We start from the raw sequence: 21,741 nt of genomic DNA, 5'->3' as shown, positions 1-21,741 counted from the left end.
AAGCCCGGCTCAAGAGCCGGGCTTCTTATTCAAGCAACTGCAATCAAGCGCCGTATACCGGCAGCTTCTTGCAGATGGCCTTGACCTTCTCACGTACCGCGTCAATCACGGCTTCGTTGGAAAGGTCAGCCAGGATGTCGCAGATCCAGCCAGCCAGTTCCTTGCACTCTGCTTCCTTGAAGCCACGAGTGGTCACGGCCGGGGTGCCGAAGCGCAGGCCCGAGGTGACGAACGGCGAACGTGGGTCGTTCGGTACCGAGTTCTTGTTCACGGTGATGAAGGCTTTGCCCAGGGCAGCGTCAGCATCTTTACCGGAGATATCCTGCTTGATCAGCGACAGCAGGAACAGGTGGTTTTCAGTACCGCCGGACACCACGTCAAAACCGCGCTCGATGAACACAGTGGCCATGGCCTGGGCGTTTTTCACCACTTGTTGCTGGTAAGTCTTGAACTCAGGCTGCAAGGCTTCCTTGAAGCAGATCGCTTTAGCGGCGATCACGTGCTCCAGCGGGCCACCTTGGGCGCCTGGGAATACGGCGGAGTTCAGCTTTTTCTCGATATCGGCGTTGGCGCGCGCCAGGATCAGGCCGCCACGTGGACCGCGCAGGGTCTTGTGGGTCGTGGTGGTCACGACGTCAGCGTAAGGCACTGGGTTCGGGTAGACGCCAGCGGCGACCAGACCGGCCACGTGGGCCATGTCGACGAACAGGTAGGCGCCCACTTTGTCAGCGATTTCACGGAAGCGTGGGAAGTCGAGGATCTGCGAGTAGGCAGAGAAACCGGCCACGATCATTTTTGGCTTGTGCTCGACGGCCAGGCGCTCGACTTCGTCGTAGTCGATCAGACCGTTGCCGTCGATGCCGTACTGGACAGCGTTGTACAGCTTGCCGGAGGAGGAAACGCTGGCGCCGTGGGTCAGGTGACCGCCGTGGGCCAGGCTCATGCCCAGGATGGTGTCGCCGCCTTGCAGCAGGGCCAGGTACACGGCCGCGTTGGCTTGGGAGCCGGCGTGTGGCTGGACGTTGGCGTAATCGGCGCCGAACAGTTCCTTGGCGCGGTCGATAGCCAGTTGCTCGACGATATCGACGAATTCGCAACCGCCGTAGTAACGCTTGCCCGGATAACCTTCGGCGTACTTGTTGGTCAGAACCGAACCTTGAGCCTCCATCACGGCAGGGCTGGTGTAGTTTTCCGAAGCGATCAGCTCAATGTGCTCTTCCTGGCGCTGAGCTTCTTGCTCCATGGCGGCAAAGAGATCGGCGTCGTACTTGGCAATAGTCAAATCACGGCTGAACATGGCGGTCCTCAAGGATCGGGGGCAGAAAAGAGGGGCATTCTAACCCAATGGGTTTTAGATGGCATATGAAAGGACATCATGTCGCGGACAAGTGGCGTTCATCCAGAGATGGATGGCGTATTTGATGGCCCCTTCGCGAGCAAGCCCGCTCCCACATTCAACTGTGGGAGCGGGATTGCCCGCGATGAGGCCATCAGCCCCACCGCAAAACCTCAGTCAAACATGAAAAGGGCGTCGTTACTGAACTGCGCCTCAAACCGATTGGCCGGCATCGGCCGCCCGAACAGGTAGCCCTGCACCTCGTCGCAGCCATGCTCGCGCAGGAAGTCCAGTTGCTCATGGGTTTCCACGCCTTCGGCGATCACCGCCAGGTTCAGGCTGTGGGCCATGGCGATGATTGCCCGGGCGATCTGCGCATCCTGTTCGCCGGACGGCAGGCCGTCGACGAAGGTGCGGTCGATCTTCAGCACGTCGATGGGGAATTGCTTGAGGTAATTGAGCGATGAGTAGCCGGTGCCGAAGTCGTCCACAGCGATGCTCAGGCCGAGGTTTTTCAGGCTGGCAAGGATCTGCAGGGCCTCGTTGACCTCGCGCATCAGGATGCTTTCGGTCAATTCCAGCTCCAGGCACGCCGGCGGCAGGCCGGTTTCCTTGAGGATGGTGGCGATCCGCGTGCCCAACTGCCCGTCGGAGAACTGCCGCGCCGAAATGTTCACCGAGACCTTGGGCACTCGCACCTTGTTCTGGTGCCAGGTCTTGAGTTGGCGGCACGCCTCATCGATCACCCAGTCGCCCACGTCCACCACCAGGCCCAGCTCTTCCAGGACCGGGATGAAATCCCCCGGCGGCACCAGGCCACGGCGTGGGTGACGCCAGCGCAGCAGGGCTTCGGCGCCAGTCAAACGTTTGCCATCGCCACTGAACTGCGGCTGGTAATAGAGCACGAATTCGTTCTGGTCCAAGGCATGGCGCAGGTCGCTTTCCAGTTCCAGGCGCTCCAGGGCGCTGGCGTTCATGTCGGCCTGGTAGAACTGGAAGTTGTTCTTGCCACGTTCCTTGGCGTGGTACATCGCCGTGTCGGCGTTTTTCATCAACTGGCTCAGTTCGTTGCCGTCCTGAGGGCTCAGGGCGATACCGATACTGGCGGTGACAAAAAACTCGCGGCCTTCCAGCACAAACGGCTTCACCAGGCTGGCGAGGATCTGTTCGGCCACATGAATCGCCCGGTTCAGCGCCATTTCGCGGCTGACCCGGGGTTGCAGGAGCAAAGTGAACTCGTCACCGCCCATACGCGCCACCGTGTCGTCCTCGGCCACACAGCCAAGCAGGCGGGTCGCCATTTCCTTGAGCATGCGATCGCCGGCGGCGTGGCCCAGGGAGTCATTGATCGGTTTGAAGCGGTCGAGGTCGAGGAACATCAGCACCACCCACGACTTTTGTCGTTCGGCCGACTGCAACGCGGTGTGCAGGCGGTCCTGGAACAGCGTGCGGTTGGGCAGGTGGGTCAGGGCGTCGTAGTAGGCCAGGCGGTGGATGCGTTGTTCGCTGGCCTTGCGCTCGCTGATGTCGCTGAAGAAGCACACATAGCTGGCCAGGTCGCCCTCGTCATCGAGCACAGCGGTAATGCCGACCCAGGCCGGGTAGTGCTCGCCGCTGCGGCGCTTGAGCCACACTTCGCCTTCCCAGGTGCTGTGCTGGTGCAGTTGCTTGAGCACATAGCGCAGGTGGGCTTCCTGCTGTTCGTCGACGGTGAGCATGTTCGGCAGTTGGTCGAGCACATCGGCCACGGCATAACCGCTGACCCGGCTGAAGGCTTCGTTGGCCTGCACGATATAGCCGGCCGGGTCGGTGATCAGGATCGCCGAGGTGGAGTGCTCGAATACCGTGGCCGCCATGCGCAGGTCTTTCTCGGCGCGGCGTTGCTGGCTGATATCGCGGCCCACGCCGAGGATGCCTTCGAACGCACCGTGCTCGTCCCACACCAGTACCAGGCGCAGTTCGATCGGCACCTTGCGCCCGTCGGCCCGCAGGCAATCGAACAGGAACAACTGGGTCTGCACATCGTCGCGCAACAGGGCCAGGGCTTCGGGCTGGTCCAGGGCGCGGCTGACCCGCTCCACCAGGGTGTAGATGCCGGTCAGTTGCTGCGGGTTGGCGATGGTCGATTGCCAGCCGTTCTTGAAGATCCAGTCGACTTCATAGCCCAGCACCGCATTTACCGACGGGCTGACGTAGTTGAGGGCCAGCTTGCTGTCGGTGGAGAAAATCACGTCGCTGATGCTTTCGGCCAGCATGCGGTAGCGCTGCTCGCTGTCGCGCAGGGATTCGCTGGCCTCGATCTGGTCGGTAATGTCCTTGGCCACCCCGATAATCCGCGTGACCTGGTCGGTCTTGTCCCGTGCCAGGGCCTGTTCGCGGATCTCGAAGCGCCGCCATTGGTTGTTGCGGTGGCGAAAGCGCAACTGGCATTGCAACTGCGCCAGGTACCCGGCGGCGCGTTGTTGCTGGCGCAGGTCGTGATAGCTCTCGGCGTCTTCGGGGTGCAGCAGGATCTCCCAGAAGTACTCGCCCATTTGCTGCAGTTCGTGTTTGTTATAGCCCAGGGTGTGGCCCAGGTGGTGGTTGCTGAAAATCATGCGCTGGCTGATTACATCCTGCACATACAGGTGGTCCGGCACGGTGCGCACCACGTCCGACCAGAACGCTTCGCGCTCCACCAGCGACAGTTCCACCAGTTTGCGGCTGGTGATATCACTGATACTGAGGATCACCGCCTTATAGTCGTGCTGTTCTTCCGGCAGGCGCATGACCAGCCACAGGTACTGGTCGTTGCCCTCGATGTCGCTGAGTTGAATCTCCAGCTCCAGCTGTTTGTGCTGGGTCAGCACCGCTTCAAGCACTGCGTAGCCGATGGCGCTGGTGTTCAGCGGGCAACCGTCGATCAAGCGTTCCCAGGCCTGTTCGCAGGACGCCACGTTCAGCAGGCGCACGGCGACCTGGTTGACCTCGGTGATGCGCAGTTCCTTGAGCAGTTGCTGGCGTTGCTCGGGGCTGTTGTGCAGCCACTCCTGCAATTGCTCGCGGGTGTGCAACTGGGCCTTGTCGAAGAAACCGCGCAGGCCCGACAGGTCGAGCACGCACAAGGCCACACCGGTGCCGTCGAAAATATCCTGATAGCGGCGCCGGCCTTCATTGACCTGGCGCTGGCGCCGCCGCATGTTCAGCAGCACCAGCACCGGGATCAGCGAAAAGGCCAGGCCCAGCAGGCATTTGCCGATAAACGCCGGCAGCAGTTGCTCCAGCACAGCGGCGCGATCAAACAGCCCGCGCAGTTGCCAGTCGCTTTTGCTCAAAGGGGTGACCAGTACGGTTTTATTCAGCTCTTCGGGGGTCAGCCCGGCCGACCACTGGCTGGGCATGCCGCTGTCACGGCTGACAACCCGGTGGTTCACCTGGTTTTCAATGGCCCACATCGGGCGTGAGCCCTGGCCGTCCTGGCGCGTCAGGTTGGCCAGGTAATTGGGAGCCAGGCGCAACACCCAGTACATCTTGGCGCCGCCGCTGGGCTGGTGCAGCAGCAGGTAGATGATGGAGCCGTCGCCGTTATTGCTCAAATAATAGGACTGCGCATGGCTGCGCTTGACCAGTTCTTCGAGCCAGGCACTGTCCTGGCTGTTATCGGCGGAGTCACTGAGGATCGCGCCGCTGGGGGCGAGCAGGGCAACGCTGCGCAGTTCCGGCAACGAGCGTTGCAAGCTGCGCATCAGGGCCTGGTGTTGTTCTTCATTGCGTGGCGGTTCGACGATCGGCAGCAGGTTGAGGGCGATTTGCGCGCTCAGGGCCATGTTCAGGCTGATCTGTTCGGCCAGGTCGGCGCTGTAGTTGATGGTGTATTGCTGTTGGTCCTTCTGGTTCTGCTGCAATTGATCCAGCAGTTGCCAGAACAATAGTGCGAGCAGCAACAGGACCAGCGTCGCCAATGCGCCCTTGAGGGGGCCGTGCAGGGGGGCGCCCGGCGCAATATGGGCTGCGCGCAACGGGCTCGGCTTTGTTACGTTGGTCAAGCTGTGATCCTGCGGTTTGGCTGGATTGGCGCGCGACGTGCACTATAAGCCGGACGCCCGAAGGGCGGCTAGCATGCCTTGAGTTGTGGCAAAGTGCCAGCCCCGCCTGGCAGGACTACAGCGCCGGGCCAGTACTGATCAAGCCATCCGCCAGTTTGAATAGAATGGCCAGTGCAAAGCAACTAATAACCACAGAAGCGGTGCGGTTTATGTTCTGCGGCGTCAGCCAGGCATGCCCGCTGCGTTTGATGCGTGCGCCGAACAGCACCCAGGCGCAGCCCACTGGGATCACCACTGCGGTGAATTGCATGACGAACTGCCCATATAAGGCCAGATCGGCAAAGGTCTGCACCGGCACGATGAACGAAACCACCAGCAAACCCTTAGGGTTGATCAGCGTCAGTAAAAAGAAGTGCCACCTCGACACCCGCGCTCCGGGCAGCAGGGACAGGTCGACGGCGGGCTCGCGCCACAGGCCGTACGAGGTCTTGACCAGGTAACAAATAGAGACGAACTGCATCACCTTCAGGCACCAGGGCGCATTGACGCCAATATGGCTGAGGGCGTAGCCCCAAAAAGAGATCTGCAGCAGGTAGGCCAGGCACTCCAGCAGGCTCAGGGTCCAGGCCCGCCTGAAACCCGAGAGCACGCCCGAGCGCAATAGCAGGGTATTGGTCGGCCCCGGCATCAAGAGCAATAGCCCAAGTGCAGACATGACGTTAAGCATCGAAGCTGTCTCCCGGGCCAGTCAGGGGGTAAGGCGTGGTCCAGAATGCAGGTGGCATGTGTCTTCTTCATCAGGGGGATGTTGCCGGGTATTGTGTTCCATCTGGCCCACAGCAGGAAAAAGCGCGGCTCAAAAGCGCCTGTCAATCTGCCCGCCGTCGCTGACTTAGGTTAACCTTGATCATTCGATGTGCTACGTACAGCGCCATGACGCTACGCAGGCCCTGTTCTCATCTTTTTACGAGGTCCACATTTTGGCTCAATACGTTTTCACCATGCATCGGTTGGGCAAAGTTGTTCCACCGAAGCGGGAAATCCTGAAAAACATTTCGCTGTCCTTCTTCCCGGGCGCCAAGATCGGCGTACTCGGCCTTAACGGTTCGGGTAAGTCCACGCTGCTGAAAATCATGGCCGGCGTCGACACCGAGTTTGAAGGCGAAGCCCGCCCAATGCCCGAACTGAACATCGGTTACCTGCCGCAAGAGCCGATCCTGGACCCGTCCAAGACCGTGCGTGAAGTGGTCGAGGAAGCCGTCAGCGTGATCAAGGACGCCCAGGCCCGCCTGGACGAAGTCTACGCGGCCTACGCCGAGCCGGATGCCGACTTCGACAAACTGGCCGCCGAACAGGCCAAGCTCGAAGCCATCCTGCAGGCTGGCGACGGTCACAACCTGGAGCGCCAGCTGGAAGTCGCCGCCGATGCGTTGCGCCTGCCGGCCTGGGACGCCAAGGTCGAGCACCTGTCCGGTGGTGAAAAGCGCCGCGTGGCCCTGTGCCGCCTGCTGCTGTCGGCCCCCGACATGCTGCTGCTCGACGAACCGACCAACCACCTGGACGCTGACTCCGTGGCCTGGCTGGAACACTTCCTCCATGACTTCCCGGGCACCGTGGTCGCGATCACGCACGACCGGTACTTCCTGGACAACGTCGCGGGCTGGATCCTGGAACTCGACCGTGGCGCCGGTATCCCTTACGAGGGTAACTACTCTGGCTGGCTGGAAGCCAAGTCCGACCGTCTGGCGGCCGAATCCAAGCAGCAGTCGGCCCATGAAAAGGCCATGAAGGACGAACTGGAGTGGGTGCGCAAAGGTGCCAAGGCTCGTCAGTCGAAATCCAAGGCCCGTCTGCAACGCTTCGAGGAAATGCAGTCCCAGGAGTTCCAGAAGCGCAGCGAGACCAACGAAATCTACATCCCGGCCGGTCCGCGCCTGGGTGACAAGGTCATCGAGTTCAAGAACGTCTGCAAAGGCTATGGCGATCGCGTGCTGATCGACAACCTGTCGTTCTCCATGCCTAAAGGCGCCATCGTCGGCGTGATCGGGGGTAACGGTGCGGGTAAATCCACGCTGTTCCGCATGCTGATGGGCAAGGAACAACCGGATTCGGGCACCATTGAAGTCGGCGAAACCGTGCAGTTGGCCTGCGTGGACCAGAGCCGTGAAGACCTCGACGGCAGCAAAACGGTGTTCCAGCAGATTTCCGACGGTTCCGACCAGATCCGTATCGGCAACTATGAAATCCCGTCGCGCACCTACGTTGGCCGTTTCAACTTCAAGGGTGGCGACCAGCAGAAGTTCGTCAAGGACCTGTCCGGTGGTGAGCGCGGGCGCTTGCACCTGGCCCTGACCCTGAAGGAGGGCGGCAACGTCCTGCTGCTCGACGAACCGTCCAACGACCTCGACGTTGAAACCCTGCGTTCCCTGGAAGAAGCCCTGCTGGACTTCCCGGGCGCCGCGATTGTGATCTCTCACGATCGGTGGTTCCTGGACCGCGTGGCAACGCACATCCTGGCGTACGAAGACGACTCGCAAGCGGTGTTCTTCGAAGGCAACTACACCGAGTACGAAGCCGATCGCAAGAAGCGCCTGGGCGAAGCGGCTGCCCAGCCGCATCGTGTACGGCACAAAAAACTGGCCTGATTCGGGTTGGTTTGAACAAAACGGAGCCTTCGGGCTCCGTTTTTTTTGGCGCAATTGAGGTGGCCCGAGGTGCCTGCATTAGCGGTTTAACTATTGGTGCATAGCTCTTGTTGAAATCCCTGTTAAGGGGCAGAAAATCAGGGTTATTTATATCCATTGCACCATTTAAATTCACAAAGGCGACATTTTGCCCTGTCACGGTGCGGCGCGAATTGATAAAGTCCTGGGCAAATCGCCATTAATGACAATAAATCTGCCGAGACTTTTCATGATCGAATCCGTCGAATCCTTCCTTGCCCGCCTCAAAAAACGCGACCCGGACCAGCCGGAATTCCACCAGGCTGTGGAAGAAGTCCTACGCAGCCTGTGGCCGTTTCTTGAGGCCAATCCCCACTACCTGACTTCGGGCATTCTGGAGCGCATCTGCGAGCCGGAACGCGCGATTACCTTCCGGGTCTCGTGGGTTGATGATCAGGGCAAGGTCCAGGTCAATCGCGGCTTCCGTATCCAGATGAACAGCGCCATCGGCCCTTACAAAGGTGGCCTGCGCTTCCACCCCTCGGTCAACCTTGGGGTGCTGAAATTCCTCGCCTTCGAGCAGACCTTCAAGAACTCCCTGACCTCGCTGCCCATGGGCGGCGGCAAGGGCGGCTCGGACTTTGACCCCAAGGGCAAGAGCGACGCCGAAGTCATGCGGTTCTGCCAGTCGTTCATGAGTGAGCTGTACCGTCATATCGGTGCAGACGTGGACGTCCCGGCCGGCGATATCGGCGTGGGCGCTCGGGAAATCGGTTTTCTGTTTGGCCAGTACAAGCGCCTGAGCAACCAATTCACCTCGGTATTCACCGGCAAGGGCATGAGCTACGGCGGCAGCCTGATCCGCCCGGAAGCCACCGGCTTTGGTTGCGTGTACTTCGCCGAAGAGATGCTCAAGCGCCAGGGCCAGCGGGTTGAAGGCAAGCGCGTGGCAGTCTCTGGCTCCGGCAACGTGGCGCAATACGCGGCACGCAAAGTCATGGACCTGGGCGGCAAGGTGATCTCCCTGTCCGACTCCGAAGGCACCCTGTACTGCGAGACTGGTTTGACCGAGGAACAATGGTCGGCGCTGCTGGAGCTGAAAAACGTGCAGCGCGGGCGCATCAGCGAGTTGGCCTCGCGTTTTGGCCTGGAATTCCGCGCCGGCAAGACCCCATGGGAACTGGCATGCGACATCGCCCTGCCCTGTGCGACCCAGAACGAACTGGACGCCGAAGCCGCCAGCGCTCTGCTGCGTAACGGCTGCATCTGCGTGGCCGAAGGCGCCAATATGCCAACGACCCTGGAGGCTGTGGATATCTTTATCGACGCCGGTATCCTGTTCGCGCCGGGCAAGGCATCGAATGCCGGCGGCGTGGCAGTGAGTGGCCTGGAAATGTCCCAAAATGCCATGCGTCTGCTGTGGACCGCCGGTGAAGTGGACAGCAAGCTGCATAACATCATGCAGTCGATCCACCATGCCTGCGTGCACTACGGTGAAGAAAACGGCCGGATCAACTACGTGAAGGGCGCGAACATCGCCGGTTTTGTGAAAGTGGCGGATGCAATGCTGGCGCAGGGCATCGTCTAAACCGTGAGCTGAGCGCCACCGAGGATCAATTGTGGGGGCTTGCAGCTCCCACATTCGCTCTGGGTGGTGTCACTGGCTGCGATACGCCCGTGCGGCGTCGCGGTCCTTCTCCTGCTGCCAGGCGCGCTCGCGCTCGTCCCAATGGCGTTCCCTATACTCATCGCGGTCTTCGCTCTCACGCATGGCCTTGCACTGGCGAAAGCCATCTTCCCAACCTTCGGCGTAGGCGCGGTCTTTCAAATAGCGCGGGACGTCCTTGCGAAACGTCCCGGTGATCACCCCGGCCGCCTGGCGCCCACTGCTACAGCCATCGTCAAACCCGTCGGCGAAGGGCGGTGGATAACCCTTGGCCAGCAACTCATCGCGGGTGGACTGGCAGCCTGAAAGCGCCATCACCACCCCCAGCATTACGGCGAACCGCCACATCTCATACTCCCAGGCCGTTAAGCGGCTGATAAGGGAAGTCTAGAAGGGGATTCGTCGGGGAGATGTGAAAAGCGGGTGAGTAATGTGTTTGGGCGGCTTACTCGCCACAGGGGCTTATGTGGTGGGTTGCGAGAGAGCGGCGTGTTCGGCCAGTTCCTGCTGGATGAATGCGGCAATCATCGCGCGGTACACCTGCTCCGTGACGTCGGGGTTGGCGCCCAGGGTCTGCGCTAAATCGCGAACCTTGCTGATGACCTGTTCGACGCGCTGAGGGGCCTTGACCCCATCGCTGTCTTTTTTGAAACCGGCGGCCTGGGACACGAAGCTGCCGCGTTCGGCCAGCAGGGCGACGATCTGTCGATCAAGACGGTCGATGTTTTCCCGGACTTGTTCAAGGGTGGTGCAGGTAACGGCCATGTCGTAAAAACTCCTTAATGTGTGGGATAAACGCGGGCCCAATGTGGGAGCGGGCTTGCCCGCGATGGCGGTGGATCAGTCATATCCACAGCGACTGACACACCCCTATCGCGGGCAAGCCCGCTCCCACATTGGATCTTCAATAGGCGTTGGGGCCGGTCAGTAGTGATACCACTTCACTTCAAGCATCACTTCGTTCACCGGCGTTGCCAAGTGGCTGAACTCCCGTTGTGCACTCAGGCGCACACCCAGGTTGCGTGATACTTCCCACTGCTGATTCAGGCTGATACTACGCCTTACCTCGCCATTGGTGAAAAAGTCGCCCTTGGCCTCCAGGCTCAGGTTGCCCAGTGGGTTTTTCCACAGCAGGCCGGTATTAAAGCCGGCCGCAGGGGAGATGAATTCGCTGAAGTCGTTGTTATGTTCCACACGTACGGTGCCGAGGGCGAAGCCGAGCATGTCGTCGTGCAGTTGCCAGGTGCCGCCGGCGCCGCCGTTGACATGGCTGACCAGGGTTTCGTCGTCATGTTTGCCCGGTACCCGTTCCAGGCCGCCGGTGACCTGCCAGGACAACGGCTGCAGCAGCTCATTGCGCGGAGTCAGGGAGCGGATGGTCGCCAGGTCCAATTGCTGCAATTGCCAGTTGTTGCCTTCGTACTGGCGCAGTTTCATTTGCAGGATCTCGATCTGCGCGCCCAGGGGGAAGCCTTCGGCGTTGTCGTTGAGGTCGTGGTAGGCCATGCGCAGGCCGTACTCAGCAAAGGCCTTGTCGCCACGGGTGCCGATACCGGCCTGCCAGGTGCGCGACTCATGGCCGTTCTCCGGCAGGCCGGGGCGCTCGATCTGCAGGTCGGGCGCCGGGTTCTGGTTGATCGCCCGCAACAACTCGAAGCTGCGCTGGGAGCGTTCGCTGTCGCGCTCCAGGCCGTTGGCGCGGTAGCGGCCCAGGCGGTAGGCGGCGTCGATGATCAGGGCCTGGCGGTCTTTGCCGAGGGCTTTGAATGTCGGGGCTTGCAGCTGCTTCTGGTCATCGCTGATCTTTAGCACCCATTGCTGCTCGTCACTGTCCAGGGGCTTGGCGCGCTCCAGCAATTCGCGTTCGCGGGACGGACGGTAGTCGATCTTTTCCACCAGGCCCGCGTCCTTCACCGCTTTCACGGTGTCGGTGGGGATGGCGGTCAGCGGGAACTGTTCGGTCAGGCGCAGGCCGGGGCGGGCCACTTGCAGCAATTCCAGCAGGCGGTACGAGCAGTTTTCATCGAAGAAGAAGTAGTCGAACTGGATCTGTTTGAGTTCCCACACATGCTCGACCATGCGCTCGGTCTCGACCTGGGTCAGGTTCAGGCGGTATTCCCACAGGTCGCGGTTCTCCAGGCTACGGTATTCCGAGAGTTTTTCCTGGTAGGGCACCAGGGCGAACAGGCCGGGATAACCACCCATCAGGCCTTTCCAGGCGTAGAGGATGCTGTTGTCCGAACCTTCAATGTAGGCGCCGAAGTTGATCGCGTAGCTGAGCAATGCGGTCTTGTTGCTTTGCACGTCAGCCTGGTCGATACGCAGCAAGGTATGGCCGAACATCGACGACGGGCTGTTGAGGTAGGCCGCGGGGAAGATCATCACCGCGCTGTGGGGCGCGACATCCTTGAACCATTGCTTGAATTCGACGCAGTCCACGGCGGGCAGGTCGGTCAGGTGCAACTGGTCCTTGAGCCAGCGGGTGCGGGCCGGGTACACGCATTGAGCATGTTTTTCGCCGAGGCTGGCCGGTGCGTAGAGCGCGTCGACGGTGGCCTTGAGTTCGGCGTCCGGGTGGTGCGCGCCGTCTTTGGCGAGGAAGAATTTCGCGTCGCTGACATAGCTGCGCCAGCCTTTGAGCTTGCCGGCTTCGTAGTGCCCCAGCGAGAGCCAGAACGGATCATTGGCCAGGTGCTGCAAACGTTGATCATCAAGGTGCGGCGCCGCATATAGCGGGGCGCAGGCGAAGAGTGCCAGGCTGGCAAGGCGTTTGAGCATAGGGGCAACTTAAGTCGGAATAAATAAAGACCCAAGAAAGGGGCAGGTCCAAAAAATAAAACCCGCGCCGGGTAAGGGCGCGGGCAGGTCGAGCTTAAGCCTGGGTGGCGTATTTCGCCAGGCGGGCGTCGCCTTTGAGGATTGCCAGGGTGTTGGAATGCACGTCTTCTGCGGTCACGTCAGCCTTGCTGAAGATCTGCTGGAAGTGCTCGTGAGTCACAGCGGCGAAGTGATCACGATCTTCTGGAGCAACGCCCAGGACCACGGCATAGGTGGTCAGAGCTTCGCCATTGCCTTTGGCCATGTCTTCGGACAGCTCGTTCATCATGCCATTCATGGCAATCCACGATTTGCCGCCGTAAGTCAGGGCGCTGTTGGTGCTGCAACCGTTGGTGCCCGAGGTCATGCCGAAGGTGGCGTTACCGGAGGTGCCGTTGGTGGTGGAAGCGAGGAAGTGAGCCGGCGTGCCGCGCTGGCCTTCGAACAACATGTTGCCCCAACCACAGTTCGGGCCACCTGGCGCTTCGGCCATTGCATTGAGGGAGACAACGGTGAAGAGAGTACCGAGAAGGATCCGTTTCATAGCTTTGTTCTCTTAGTGTGCAAACCAATGGACAAGGGTTCAGGCGCCGCAAAGCACCCTAGGGGCCAGTTATTAGTCCAACCCGCGCAGTTTGGAGTTTAGGCATGTTCCAAGGGTTCCGTGGTTTTTTGTAAAACAATCAATGCAGACTGGTTTTTTTGCAGGCGGCATCCCGTGTCTATGCTTTACCTCAGTCGTGCCTTGCCAGCCGGCTACGCACGGCGCCAGAATGCCGCCATTGCCCCGCCTGATGTAAGGAAGCCCGATGCCTGATCCTGTTGCTGCCAGCTTGCGTCTAGCGCCCGAAGCGCTGACCCGTCCTTTCTCCGCTGAACAGTTCAGCTTCTCGACCACCAATGATTTGGAGCCCTTTCGCGGTGTGCTTGGCCAGGAACGCGCGGTTGAAGCCTTGCAGTTCGGTGTGGCCATGCCGCGCCCCGGTTACAACGTATTTGTCATGGGCGAGCCCGGTACCGGCCGTTTCTCGTTCGTCAAACGCTACCTCAAGGCCGAAGGCAAGCGCCTGCAGACCCCGGCAGACTGGGTCTACGTCAATAACTTCGACGAGCCCCGCGAGCCCCGCGCCCTGGAGTTGCCTGCGGGCGGTGCGGCGCCCTTTATCGCCGATATCAGTGGCCTGATCGACAACCTCGTCGCCACCTTTCCGGCAGTGTTCGAGCACCCAACGTATCAACAGCGCAAAAGTGCCATCGACCGTGCCTTCAACCAGCGCTACGACCGTGCCCTGGATGTGATCGAGCGCCTGGCCCTGGAAAAGGACGTGGCGCTGTACCGTGACAGCACCAACATCGCGTTTACCCCGATGCTTGATGGCAAGGCCCTGGACGAGGCCGAGTTCTCGCAGTTGCCGGAAGCCGACCGCGAGCGTTTCCACACGGATATTTCCGCGTTGGAAGAGCGCCTCAACGAAGAACTCGCCAGCTTGCCGCAGTGGAAGCGCGAGTCCAACAACCAGATGCGCCATTTCAACGAAGAGACCATCACCCTGGCCTTGCAGCCGTTGCTGGCGCCGTTGTCGGAAAAGTACGCCGAGAACGCCGGGGTGTGCGGCTACCTGCAAGCCATGCAGGTCTATCTGCTCAAGACCGTGGTCGAGCTGCTGGTGGATGACGCGAAAACCGACGCCCAGGCGCGCAAGTTGCTCGAAGAGCAGTACTGCCCGAGCCTGGTGGTAGGCCATCCGCTCAATGGTGGGGCGCCGGTGGTGTTCGAACCGCACCCGACCTACGACAACCTGTTTGGCCGTATCGAATACAGCACTGACCAGGGCGCGCTTTACACCACCTATCGCCAACTGCGCCCGGGGGCGTTGCACCGCGCCAACGGTGGTTTCCTGATCCTTGAAGCCGAGAAAATGCTCAGCGAGCCATTTGTCTGGGATGCGCTCAAGCGAGCCCTGCAATCGCGCAAGCTGAAGATGGAGTCGCCCCTGGGCGAGTTGGGCCGCCTGGCCACTGTGACCCTCAACCCGCAAGTGATCCCGTTGCAGGTCAAGGTCATCATCATCGGCGCCCGTTCGCTGTACTACACCCTGCAAGACCTGGATCCGGACTTCCAGGAGATGTTCCGGGTGCTGGTGGATTTCGATGAAGATATCCCGATGGTCGATGAGAGCCTGGAGCAATTCGCCCAGTTGCTCAAAACCCGCACCTCGGAAGAAGGCATGGCGCCGCTGACCTCGGATGCCGTGGCGCGGCTGGCGACCTACAGCGCTCGTCTGGCGGAGCACCAGGCGCGCTTGTCGGCGCGGATCGGCGACCTGTTCCAACTGGTCAGCGAGGCGGACTTCATCCGTCATCTGGCGGGCGACGAACGCACCGACGCCGGGCATATCGAGCGTGCACTGAAAGCCAAGGCCACGCGCACCGGGCGGGTCTCGGCGCGGATTCTCGATGACATGCTCGCCGGGGTCATTCTCATCGACACGGCGGGTGCCGCAGTGGGCAAATGCAACGGGCTGACCGTGCTGGAGGTCGGTGATTCGGCGTTCGGTGTGCCTGCGCGGATTTCCGCCACGGTGTACCCCGGCGGCAGTGGCATCGTCGATATCGAGCGCGAGGTCAACCTCGGCCAGCCGATCCACTCCAAGGGCGTGATGATCCTCACCGGTTACCTGGGCAGCCGTTATGCCCAGGAATTCCCCCTGGCGATCTCCGCAAGTATCGCCCTGGAGCAATCCTACGGTTATGTCGATGGCGACAGCGCCTCGTTGGGCGAGGCCTGCACGCTGATTTCGGCACTGTCGAAGACGCCGCTCAAGCAGTGCTTTGCCATCACCGGCTCGATCAACCAGTTCGGCGAAGTGCAGGCGGTGGGTGGGGTCAACGAGAAGATCGAAGGTTTCTTCCGCCTGTGCGAGGCCCGTGGTTTGACCGGGGAGCAGGGTGCGATCATTCCCCAGGCCAACGTCGCGACGTTGATGCTCGACGAGAAGGTCTTGCAGGCGGTAAGGCAAGGGCAGTTCCACGTGTATGCCGTGCGCCAGGCCGACGAAGCCTTGAGCCTGTTGGTGGGCGAGCCAGCCGGTGAGCCGGATGCCGAAGGGCAATTCCCCGAGGGCAGCGTCAATGCCCGCGTGGTTGAGCGTCTGCGGGCCATTGCCGAGATGATCAGCGAAGAAGACCTCAAGGAGGCGGAAAAGGAGCTGGCGCAGCAGGCGTTGGCCGCAGCCAAGCCAAGCTGAGGTTTCCACTGTAGGTGCGCGAGCTCGCTCGCCCCTACAGACAGCGTGTCATGATTTTGACTGGGTTTTTCGGGACCAACCGCCGTTGGTCCCTACGGCCTTGGTTTGTACCGGTTTTCTTCTATTCTCAGCTCTAGGGATAGCTACAGGGGTCATGGGATAGAGACAGCCTTGTGTCTGGAGGCTGAACACCGGATCTACCGAGGGTCGCCGCCATGCCGCGCAGCCTTTGCCTCACTCGCCAGTGCCTGGGCCTGGTCACCCGAATTGAATGTTCCATTCGCCCTCTTGCGGGGGATACCGGGATGTGGACGTTGCTGTTTGCCGCCGGAATGACCGGCGAGCAGCCCTCGACCATCAAGTCCCAGGGGCCCTTCCCTGGGCCGTTCGTCGCAGAAAATATGCTGGATTCCATCGTGCAAAGCCTGACCCTGCACGGCTATGAACTGGCCGACGATCCGCAGATATGGTGCCTGCACCTGCAGGCACACCTGCGCCAGCTCAATGGCGGGCGGGTTCATGCGGTTCACCTCTAGCCCACGGCTTATTTGGTCTCGGGCTTGTCCAGCTTGACCTCAAAGCCGTATTGCAGCGTGTTCAGCGCAGTGCGCTGGTAGGTTTCAAGCACGGTCGGCTGGCCATAAAAGTAATGCACGTCAAACAGTGCGGTGCCGTATTCCTCGGCGCGGTGGCTGACGCCTAGGATTTCCTTCAGGTAGTTGCCGCTGGCATCCTTGGCAAAGAACCGCCAGCTATCGGAAGGGAACAGCGCCTGGTCGACGATCAGGGCGTTATCTTTCAGCAACAGGCCCTTGGGCAAGTGCGTGGTGTCGAGGGTGTTTTTTTCGATCGTGGCCAGGAACAGCGGGATGGATCCCACCGCATAGGCCGGGGTTTCCGGGAATAAATTGAGATCGTAGGTGATGGCGCCGCGCCATGGGTCGACTTCAAAGGCTTCGGTGGGCAACTCGATGGGTTCCCCGCGGTTGCCTTCATCATCTGCGGTAAAGAACGTCAGCGGGGCGTCGCTGCTGGTGCGTGTCGAGCCGACCAGGTCGTCATTGAAGGTGAAAGGATGGTCGAAGGTGATGTGGGCGGCGCTGGCGTCCTCTACTGACTGGCTGATGGTGATGCTGCTTTTGAGCTGGTCTTCGGAGAGCGTGGCACTTTTGAGCCAGTCCGCAGCTTGGTCGTCATACACGGTGACCGGCATGGGCAGGCCCTGGACGGTCTTTTCCAGGCTGTTCTTGTCGAAGCGCCGTACAGGCAGCTCCAGATCCTTATGGGTGACTGTCGCGTCGGAGAAATCCAGCACGTTGACCTGCAGCGTATCGATCACCCCATTGAAATAGACCTTGGCGTAGTGGCTGGCCTGCTTTTGTTCAAAGGCTTTTTGCGCGTCCTCCAACTGTTTCTCAAAGGCCTCGGACCAGGTGTTCTGCTTGCGCATTTGTGCCAGTTGCTGCTCGTAGAAGGCGACCTGGGCGGCACTTTCGTTGATCGAACCGGAGCGGGAAAGAAACTGCCCCGTGGTGTCCCGGGCCTGGACCAGCAGCGGGTTGGGTGATTCATCTGCCACTTGTGGCGCCAGGGGGCTGGTGTTGCTCAGCTCGATCTCTGCGTAGTTGTTTTCCAGGGCCAGCAGGGTCAGCGTGATGTTTTCCTGAGTGCGTTTCTGGCCCACGTCCTGGCGGGTCAGGTCGAAGGCCAGGACTTTACTCGGGGCAATCACCTCGACCTGGCCTTTGAGCATGACAGGCTGCGGCTGGCTCTTGTTGTCCGTCTCGATACCTTCGATAAACGGATAGGTCACGGTCAGGTCGTCCGGGTTGGTCAGGTTGGAGCTGCTGGGGCTCAACTGAATGCCGGGGTCGGTTTCCGACCATTCCGGCTGGAACGGGATGATCTTGTTGTTGCTCAGGGTCACCGACTGCCATTCCAGGCCATGGGGAAAGGGGAATTGGTCCGGCATATTGAAACTGAACGGGAACACCGGTTGCAGATCGGTCAGGTAGTCCGAGTGCGAGTTCTTGCGCAGGACAAACAGCCCGTTGATGTAGGTATCTACCAGGGCTTGCGGGGTAGGGTAGTGGGCAAGCACGGCCAGGGCGTTTTCCCCGTACTCGGTCTCGACAGGCCTGGTGTCGAGCTTGATGCGCGCCCGCTCCAGTAGCAGCAGCGAGCCGCCCAGTTCGCCTACGGCCTCTTTGAGGCGGGGATCCTGGATGGTATCCAGGGACTGTTCGAACTGGGCGGTTTTTTCTTCGAGAGTGGCTTGCTTGTGCTCGTCGCTGGGGGAGCAGCCGCTGGCCGCCAGCAATGCCACACACAGGCCAAGACTGGCCAAGGGAGATCGCACATCCATTATTTGAGATTCCTGTCCGGCAGCATCGAGCCACGTTGATGGGGCCGACACTAGCAGAAAAATTGTCTTACAGAAGCGCTACAGGTCAGTTTCCGGGTGGTTATGGCGCGATGCGCGCGGCTGATATACTCGCCGCCATTTCTAGCCAAGCTGTGTGAGATTCCATGGAACGCTTTATCGAAAATGCAATGTACGCCTCCCGCTGGCTGCTGGCGCCGATCTATTTCGGCTTGTCCCTCGGGCTGCTGGCGTTGGCGCTGAAATTCTTCCAGGAAGTGATCCATCTGCTGCCCAATGTCTTTGCGATGGCCGAGTCGGAGCTGATCCTGGTGCTGCTGTCGTTGATCGACATGGCCCTGGTGGGTGGCTTGCTGGTGATGGTGATGATCTCCGGCTACGAGAATTTCGTCTCGCAACTGGATATCGACGACAACAAGGAAAAGCTCAACTGGCTGGGCACCATGGACTCTTCGTCGCTGAAGATGAAAGTGGCGGCCTCCATCGTGGCGATTTCCTCGATCCACCTGCTGCGTATCTTCATGGATGCCAAGAATGTCGATCCACAGCACCTGATGTGGTACGTGATCATTCACATGACCTTCGTGATCTCGGCGTTTGCCATGGGCTACCTGGATAAACTCACCAAGCATTGATCCGCGCCGGGCGCCTGTTTGCCTGGGATTTTGGGCTGATCAAGCGTAGGGCGAGTGTGCTAGTCTGCTCGCCCTTTTAGTTTGGATGACACGCAAGAAACTGCGCTTTTGCAGGATCTTGGGTTTGTCCTACAGCGGAGCCTTTCCATGTCCGAAGTCAATCTGTCCACCGACGAAACCCGCGTCAGCTACGGCATTGGCCGTCAGTTAGGTGACCAACTGCGCGACAACCCGCCACCGGGCGTCAGCCTGGACGCGATCCTGGCCGGTCTGACCGACGCGTTCGGCGGCAAGCCAAGCCGTGTTGACCAGGAACAAATGGCTGCCAGCTTCAAAGTGATCCGCGACATCATGCAAGCCGAAGCAGCCGCCAAGGCTGAAGCGGCCGCGGGTGCTGGCCTGGCTTTCCTGGCTGAAAACGCCAAGCGTGACGGCATCACCACCCTGGCTTCCGGCCTGCAATTTGAAGTGCTGACCGCTGGCGACGGCGCCAAGCCGACCCGTGAAGACCAGGTGCGTACCCACTACCATGGCACCCTGATCGACGGCACTGTGTTCGACAGCTCCTACGAGCGTGGCCAGCCGGCAGAATTCCCGGTCGGCGGCGTGATCGCTGGCTGGACCGAAGCCCTGCAACTGATGAATGCCGGCAGCAAATGGCGCCTGTACGTGCCGAGCGAACTGGCTTACGGCGCACAAGGCGTTGGCAGCATCCCGCCGCACAGCGTTCTGGTATTTGACGTCGAGCTGCTCGACGTTCTGTAAGACCCGCTGCAGGTTACGCCTGGCTCTCTATAGGGCCGGGCTTGTGTGGGGGCTGGCTTGCCTGCATCGCGAGCAAGCCAGTTCACACATAAAGCGGGTGGTGGCTCATGGGTGAAACTTGCCATTGAGCTCCGTCACCGGGCGCAACGCTCTGGCATAGCAGAACAGAAACAGATTCCTCACCACCTCCTTCAGCACTCCAGGCTCACTGGAACTCAGGCCGTTGACGTCCAGGTCGCCCTGGTCCTGCAGTTCATTCAGCGCTTCTTCTTCCAGCACCGCACACACTTCGCCGGTTTCCCGATGAAGGATCCGCAGGTAAGGGTGCGGACGGTCCAGCCAGGCATCAATCAAATAAGTCATGGGTCGCATCTCCTTGAAAGGTTTCAATGAGAATAATTCTTATTCGTAGAATAGCAAGTGCCTATTGGCAATTTCCTGGTTTTTCGGAGTGGGCATTGTGCAAGGTCAGCAGGGCTGGCCTTTTGCTACTGGGGAGGTCATGGGGGGAGGGTGAAACGCCATCCCGCGTCAGGCGCGGGATGGGGGGCAGGCCGGTCAGACCTTGCGGACGAACTCGGACTTGAGCTTCATCGGGCCGATACCGTCGATCTTGCAGTCGATATCGTGGTCGCCATCGCACAGGCGGATGTTCTTGACCTTGGTGCCGACCTTGACCACCAGCGAGGTGCCCTTGACCTTGAGGTCCTTGATCACGGTGATGGTGTCGCCGTCTTGCAGGACGTTACCAACAGAGTCTTTTTTTACGGTTTCATCGCTGGTTGTTTCGGCTTCACCACCGGCGGACCACTCATGGGCGCATTCCGGGCAGATCAGCTGGGCGCCGTCTTCGTAGGTGTATTCGGAATTGCATTTTGGGCAGGGTGGCAACGTGCTCACTAAAGCTCCTTGAAAGTCAGGATGGCTAAAAGTCGCACATTATATAGGGTTTTGTCGGGGGGAGGGGCGATGCGGTCTAAATGTGGAAGCTGGCTTGCCTGCGATGCAGGCACCTCGGTCTATCAGCTGTAGCGAGGTGATGCTATCGCAGGCAAGCCTGCTTCCACAGAGCGTTAGTGAGTACGGGCTACCGCAAACTCACTCAACTCCACCAGGGCATCCCGGTATTCGCTGGCTGGAAGGGCTTCCAGGCATTTGATGGCGCGGGCCACGTAGTCACGGGCCAGTTGTGCGGTGTAGTCGAGCGAGCCCGAGGCTTCCACGGCGGCGCGGATGCTTTCCAGGTCTTCGATGCCGCCTTTCTGGATCGCCTTGCGCACCAGTGCCGCTTGTTCCGGGGTGCCTTCGCGCATGGTGTAGATCAGCGGCAGGGTCGGCTTGCCTTCGGCCAGGTCGTCACCGACGTTCTTGCCCAGGGTTTCTGCGTCGCCGCGATAATCGAGCAGGTCATCCACCAACTGGAAGGCCACGCCCAGGTGATCGCCAAAGGTGCGCAGGGCTTCGGCCTGTTCGGCGGTCGCCTCGCACAGGGCAGCGGCGCTGTGGGTCGAAGCTTCGAAGAGCATCGCGGTCTTGCCGCGAATCACTTCCATGTAGGTTTCTTCGGTGGTGCTGGCGTCGCGTACCTTGGACAGTTGCAGCACTTCGCCTTCGGCGATGATGCGCGTGGCCTGGGACAGGATCTTCATCACCGGCATCGAGCCCAGTTCGACCATCATTTCGAACGAACGCGAATACAGGAAATCACCCACCAGCACGCTGGGCGCGTTGCCCCACATGGCATTGGCGGTCTCGCGACCCCGGCGCATGCCAGACATATCGACCACGTCGTCGTGCAGCAGAGTGGCGGTGTGCAGGAACTCGATAGTGGCGGCCAGCAGGCGCAGGTCATCGCCTTCGCGGCCCAGGGCCTTGCCACACAGCAGCACTAATAAAGGACGCAGGCGTTTACCGCCGGCCGAAGTAATGTAGTCGCCAATTTTGGAGACCAGCGGCACTTTAGAAGTCAGCTGCTTCTTGATGATGCCGTCGACGGCGCTAAAATCGTCCGCCACCGCGCGGTAGAAAGCTTGGGGTTGCATCAGCGACTGTCGCTCCAGAAGGGTTGCGCGGCATGCTAGGACCCGCGCCCCTGGGTGTCAAGGCGCGATAGACGGCTACTTGCAAGCCTTCCACAGCTTGCGTACAATCGCGCACCCTGAACTTCCTGGGCAGCACCTGCCTTACGCAATTGCATTCGGGA

Annotated in this window: 17 protein-coding genes; 6 read left to right on the top strand and 11 right to left on the bottom strand. The window is 60.4% G+C overall.

Annotated elements, in window-relative coordinates:
- Positions 1-43: 43 nt before the first annotated feature.
- From glyA to K1X80_RS24765, 3 genes are all read right to left on the bottom strand, one after another.
- A complete protein-coding gene (gene glyA, locus K1X80_RS24775; protein WP_057441128.1) occupies positions 44-1,297 on the bottom strand; it encodes a serine hydroxymethyltransferase in 1,254 nt (417 codons plus the stop codon).
- Positions 1,298-1,509: 212 nt separating this feature from the next.
- Positions 1,510-5,361, bottom strand: coding sequence for a bifunctional diguanylate cyclase/phosphodiesterase (locus K1X80_RS24770; protein WP_057958381.1), 3,852 nt, complete (start codon positions 5,359-5,361; stop codon positions 1,510-1,512).
- Positions 5,362-5,476: 115 nt separating this feature from the next.
- The gene (locus K1X80_RS24765; RefSeq protein ID WP_057958382.1) at positions 5,477-6,088 is read right to left on the bottom strand and encodes a LysE family translocator; all 612 of its coding nucleotides are present in this window, start codon (positions 6,086-6,088) and stop codon (positions 5,477-5,479) included.
- A gap of 253 nt (positions 6,089-6,341) precedes the next feature.
- On the opposite strand from K1X80_RS24765, the gene ettA reads away from it, so the two are divergent.
- Both ettA and gdhA read left to right on the top strand, forming a co-directional pair.
- Entirely contained in the window at positions 6,342-8,006 is a 1,665-nt protein-coding gene (ettA, locus tag K1X80_RS24760) for an energy-dependent translational throttle protein EttA (protein ID WP_029292090.1), read from the top strand.
- Positions 8,007-8,274: 268 nt separating this feature from the next.
- Positions 8,275-9,612, top strand: coding sequence for an NADP-specific glutamate dehydrogenase (gene gdhA / locus K1X80_RS24755; protein ID WP_057441126.1), 1,338 nt, complete (start codon positions 8,275-8,277; stop codon positions 9,610-9,612).
- Positions 9,613-9,681: 69 nt separating this feature from the next.
- Here gdhA and K1X80_RS24750 read toward each other — a convergent pair whose 3' ends face one another.
- From K1X80_RS24750 to K1X80_RS24735, 4 genes are all read right to left on the bottom strand, one after another.
- Entirely contained in the window at positions 9,682-10,038 is a 357-nt protein-coding gene (locus tag K1X80_RS24750; protein ID WP_057441124.1) for a hypothetical protein, read from the bottom strand.
- A 114-nt stretch (positions 10,039-10,152) separates the two neighbouring features.
- Positions 10,153-10,455, bottom strand: a complete 303-nt coding sequence (locus K1X80_RS24745) for a chorismate mutase (RefSeq protein WP_169990507.1) — start codon at positions 10,453-10,455, stop codon at positions 10,153-10,155.
- Positions 10,456-10,614: 159 nt separating this feature from the next.
- Positions 10,615-12,468: a DUF4105 domain-containing protein gene (locus K1X80_RS24740; protein WP_220172540.1), complete on the bottom strand. Its 1,854-nt coding sequence runs from the start codon at positions 12,466-12,468 to the stop codon at positions 10,615-10,617.
- A gap of 94 nt (positions 12,469-12,562) precedes the next feature.
- Positions 12,563-13,051 carry a DUF3015 domain-containing protein gene (locus tag K1X80_RS24735; RefSeq protein WP_057441118.1) on the bottom strand — a complete coding sequence of 163 codons (489 nt, stop codon included), beginning with the start codon at positions 13,049-13,051 and terminating at the stop codon, positions 12,563-12,565.
- 265 nt (positions 13,052-13,316) lie between these two features.
- Between K1X80_RS24735 and K1X80_RS24730 the strand changes: the two genes are divergently transcribed.
- Together K1X80_RS24730 and K1X80_RS24725 are read left to right on the top strand one after the other, a co-directional pair.
- Positions 13,317-15,755 (top strand): Lon protease family protein, encoded by a 2,439-nt coding sequence (locus tag K1X80_RS24730; protein ID WP_115129040.1) that lies wholly within the window; start codon positions 13,317-13,319, stop codon positions 15,753-15,755.
- 215 nt (positions 15,756-15,970) lie between these two features.
- Positions 15,971-16,291 carry a hypothetical protein gene (locus K1X80_RS24725; RefSeq protein WP_057441113.1) on the top strand — a complete coding sequence of 107 codons (321 nt, stop codon included), beginning with the start codon at positions 15,971-15,973 and terminating at the stop codon, positions 16,289-16,291.
- An 8-nt stretch (positions 16,292-16,299) separates the two neighbouring features.
- Here the strand turns inward: K1X80_RS24725 and K1X80_RS24720 are convergent, their stop codons facing one another.
- Positions 16,300-18,120, bottom strand: coding sequence for a hypothetical protein (locus tag K1X80_RS24720; RefSeq protein ID WP_120734173.1), 1,821 nt, complete (start codon positions 18,118-18,120; stop codon positions 16,300-16,302).
- Between the two features lie 164 nt (positions 18,121-18,284).
- On the opposite strand from K1X80_RS24720, the gene K1X80_RS24715 reads away from it, so the two are divergent.
- The gene (locus K1X80_RS24715) at positions 18,285-18,773 is read left to right on the top strand and encodes a TIGR00645 family protein (RefSeq protein WP_057441112.1); all 489 of its coding nucleotides are present in this window, start codon (positions 18,285-18,287) and stop codon (positions 18,771-18,773) included.
- 147 nt (positions 18,774-18,920) lie between these two features.
- Positions 18,921-19,538 (top strand): FKBP-type peptidyl-prolyl cis-trans isomerase, encoded by a 618-nt coding sequence (locus tag K1X80_RS24710; RefSeq protein ID WP_038443496.1) that lies wholly within the window; start codon positions 18,921-18,923, stop codon positions 19,536-19,538.
- 105 nt (positions 19,539-19,643) lie between these two features.
- Here K1X80_RS24710 and K1X80_RS24705 read toward each other — a convergent pair whose 3' ends face one another.
- From K1X80_RS24705 to K1X80_RS24695, 3 genes are all read right to left on the bottom strand, one after another.
- Complete coding sequence (locus tag K1X80_RS24705; protein WP_038443494.1) at positions 19,644-19,901, bottom strand: hypothetical protein; 258 nt, start codon at positions 19,899-19,901, stop codon at positions 19,644-19,646.
- A 195-nt stretch (positions 19,902-20,096) separates the two neighbouring features.
- The gene (locus K1X80_RS24700) at positions 20,097-20,438 is read right to left on the bottom strand and encodes a zinc ribbon domain-containing protein YjdM (protein ID WP_115129038.1); all 342 of its coding nucleotides are present in this window, start codon (positions 20,436-20,438) and stop codon (positions 20,097-20,099) included.
- Positions 20,439-20,611: 173 nt separating this feature from the next.
- A complete protein-coding gene (locus K1X80_RS24695; RefSeq protein WP_032861875.1) occupies positions 20,612-21,580 on the bottom strand; it encodes a polyprenyl synthetase family protein in 969 nt (322 codons plus the stop codon).
- Positions 21,581-21,741 lie beyond the last annotated feature (161 nt).

It is taken from the genome of Pseudomonas sp. So3.2b, from assembly GCF_019464415.1.
Lineage (GTDB): Bacteria > Pseudomonadota > Gammaproteobacteria > Pseudomonadales > Pseudomonadaceae > Aquipseudomonas > Aquipseudomonas shahriarae.
This window is presented reverse-complemented; position numbering and strand designations above follow the sequence as displayed.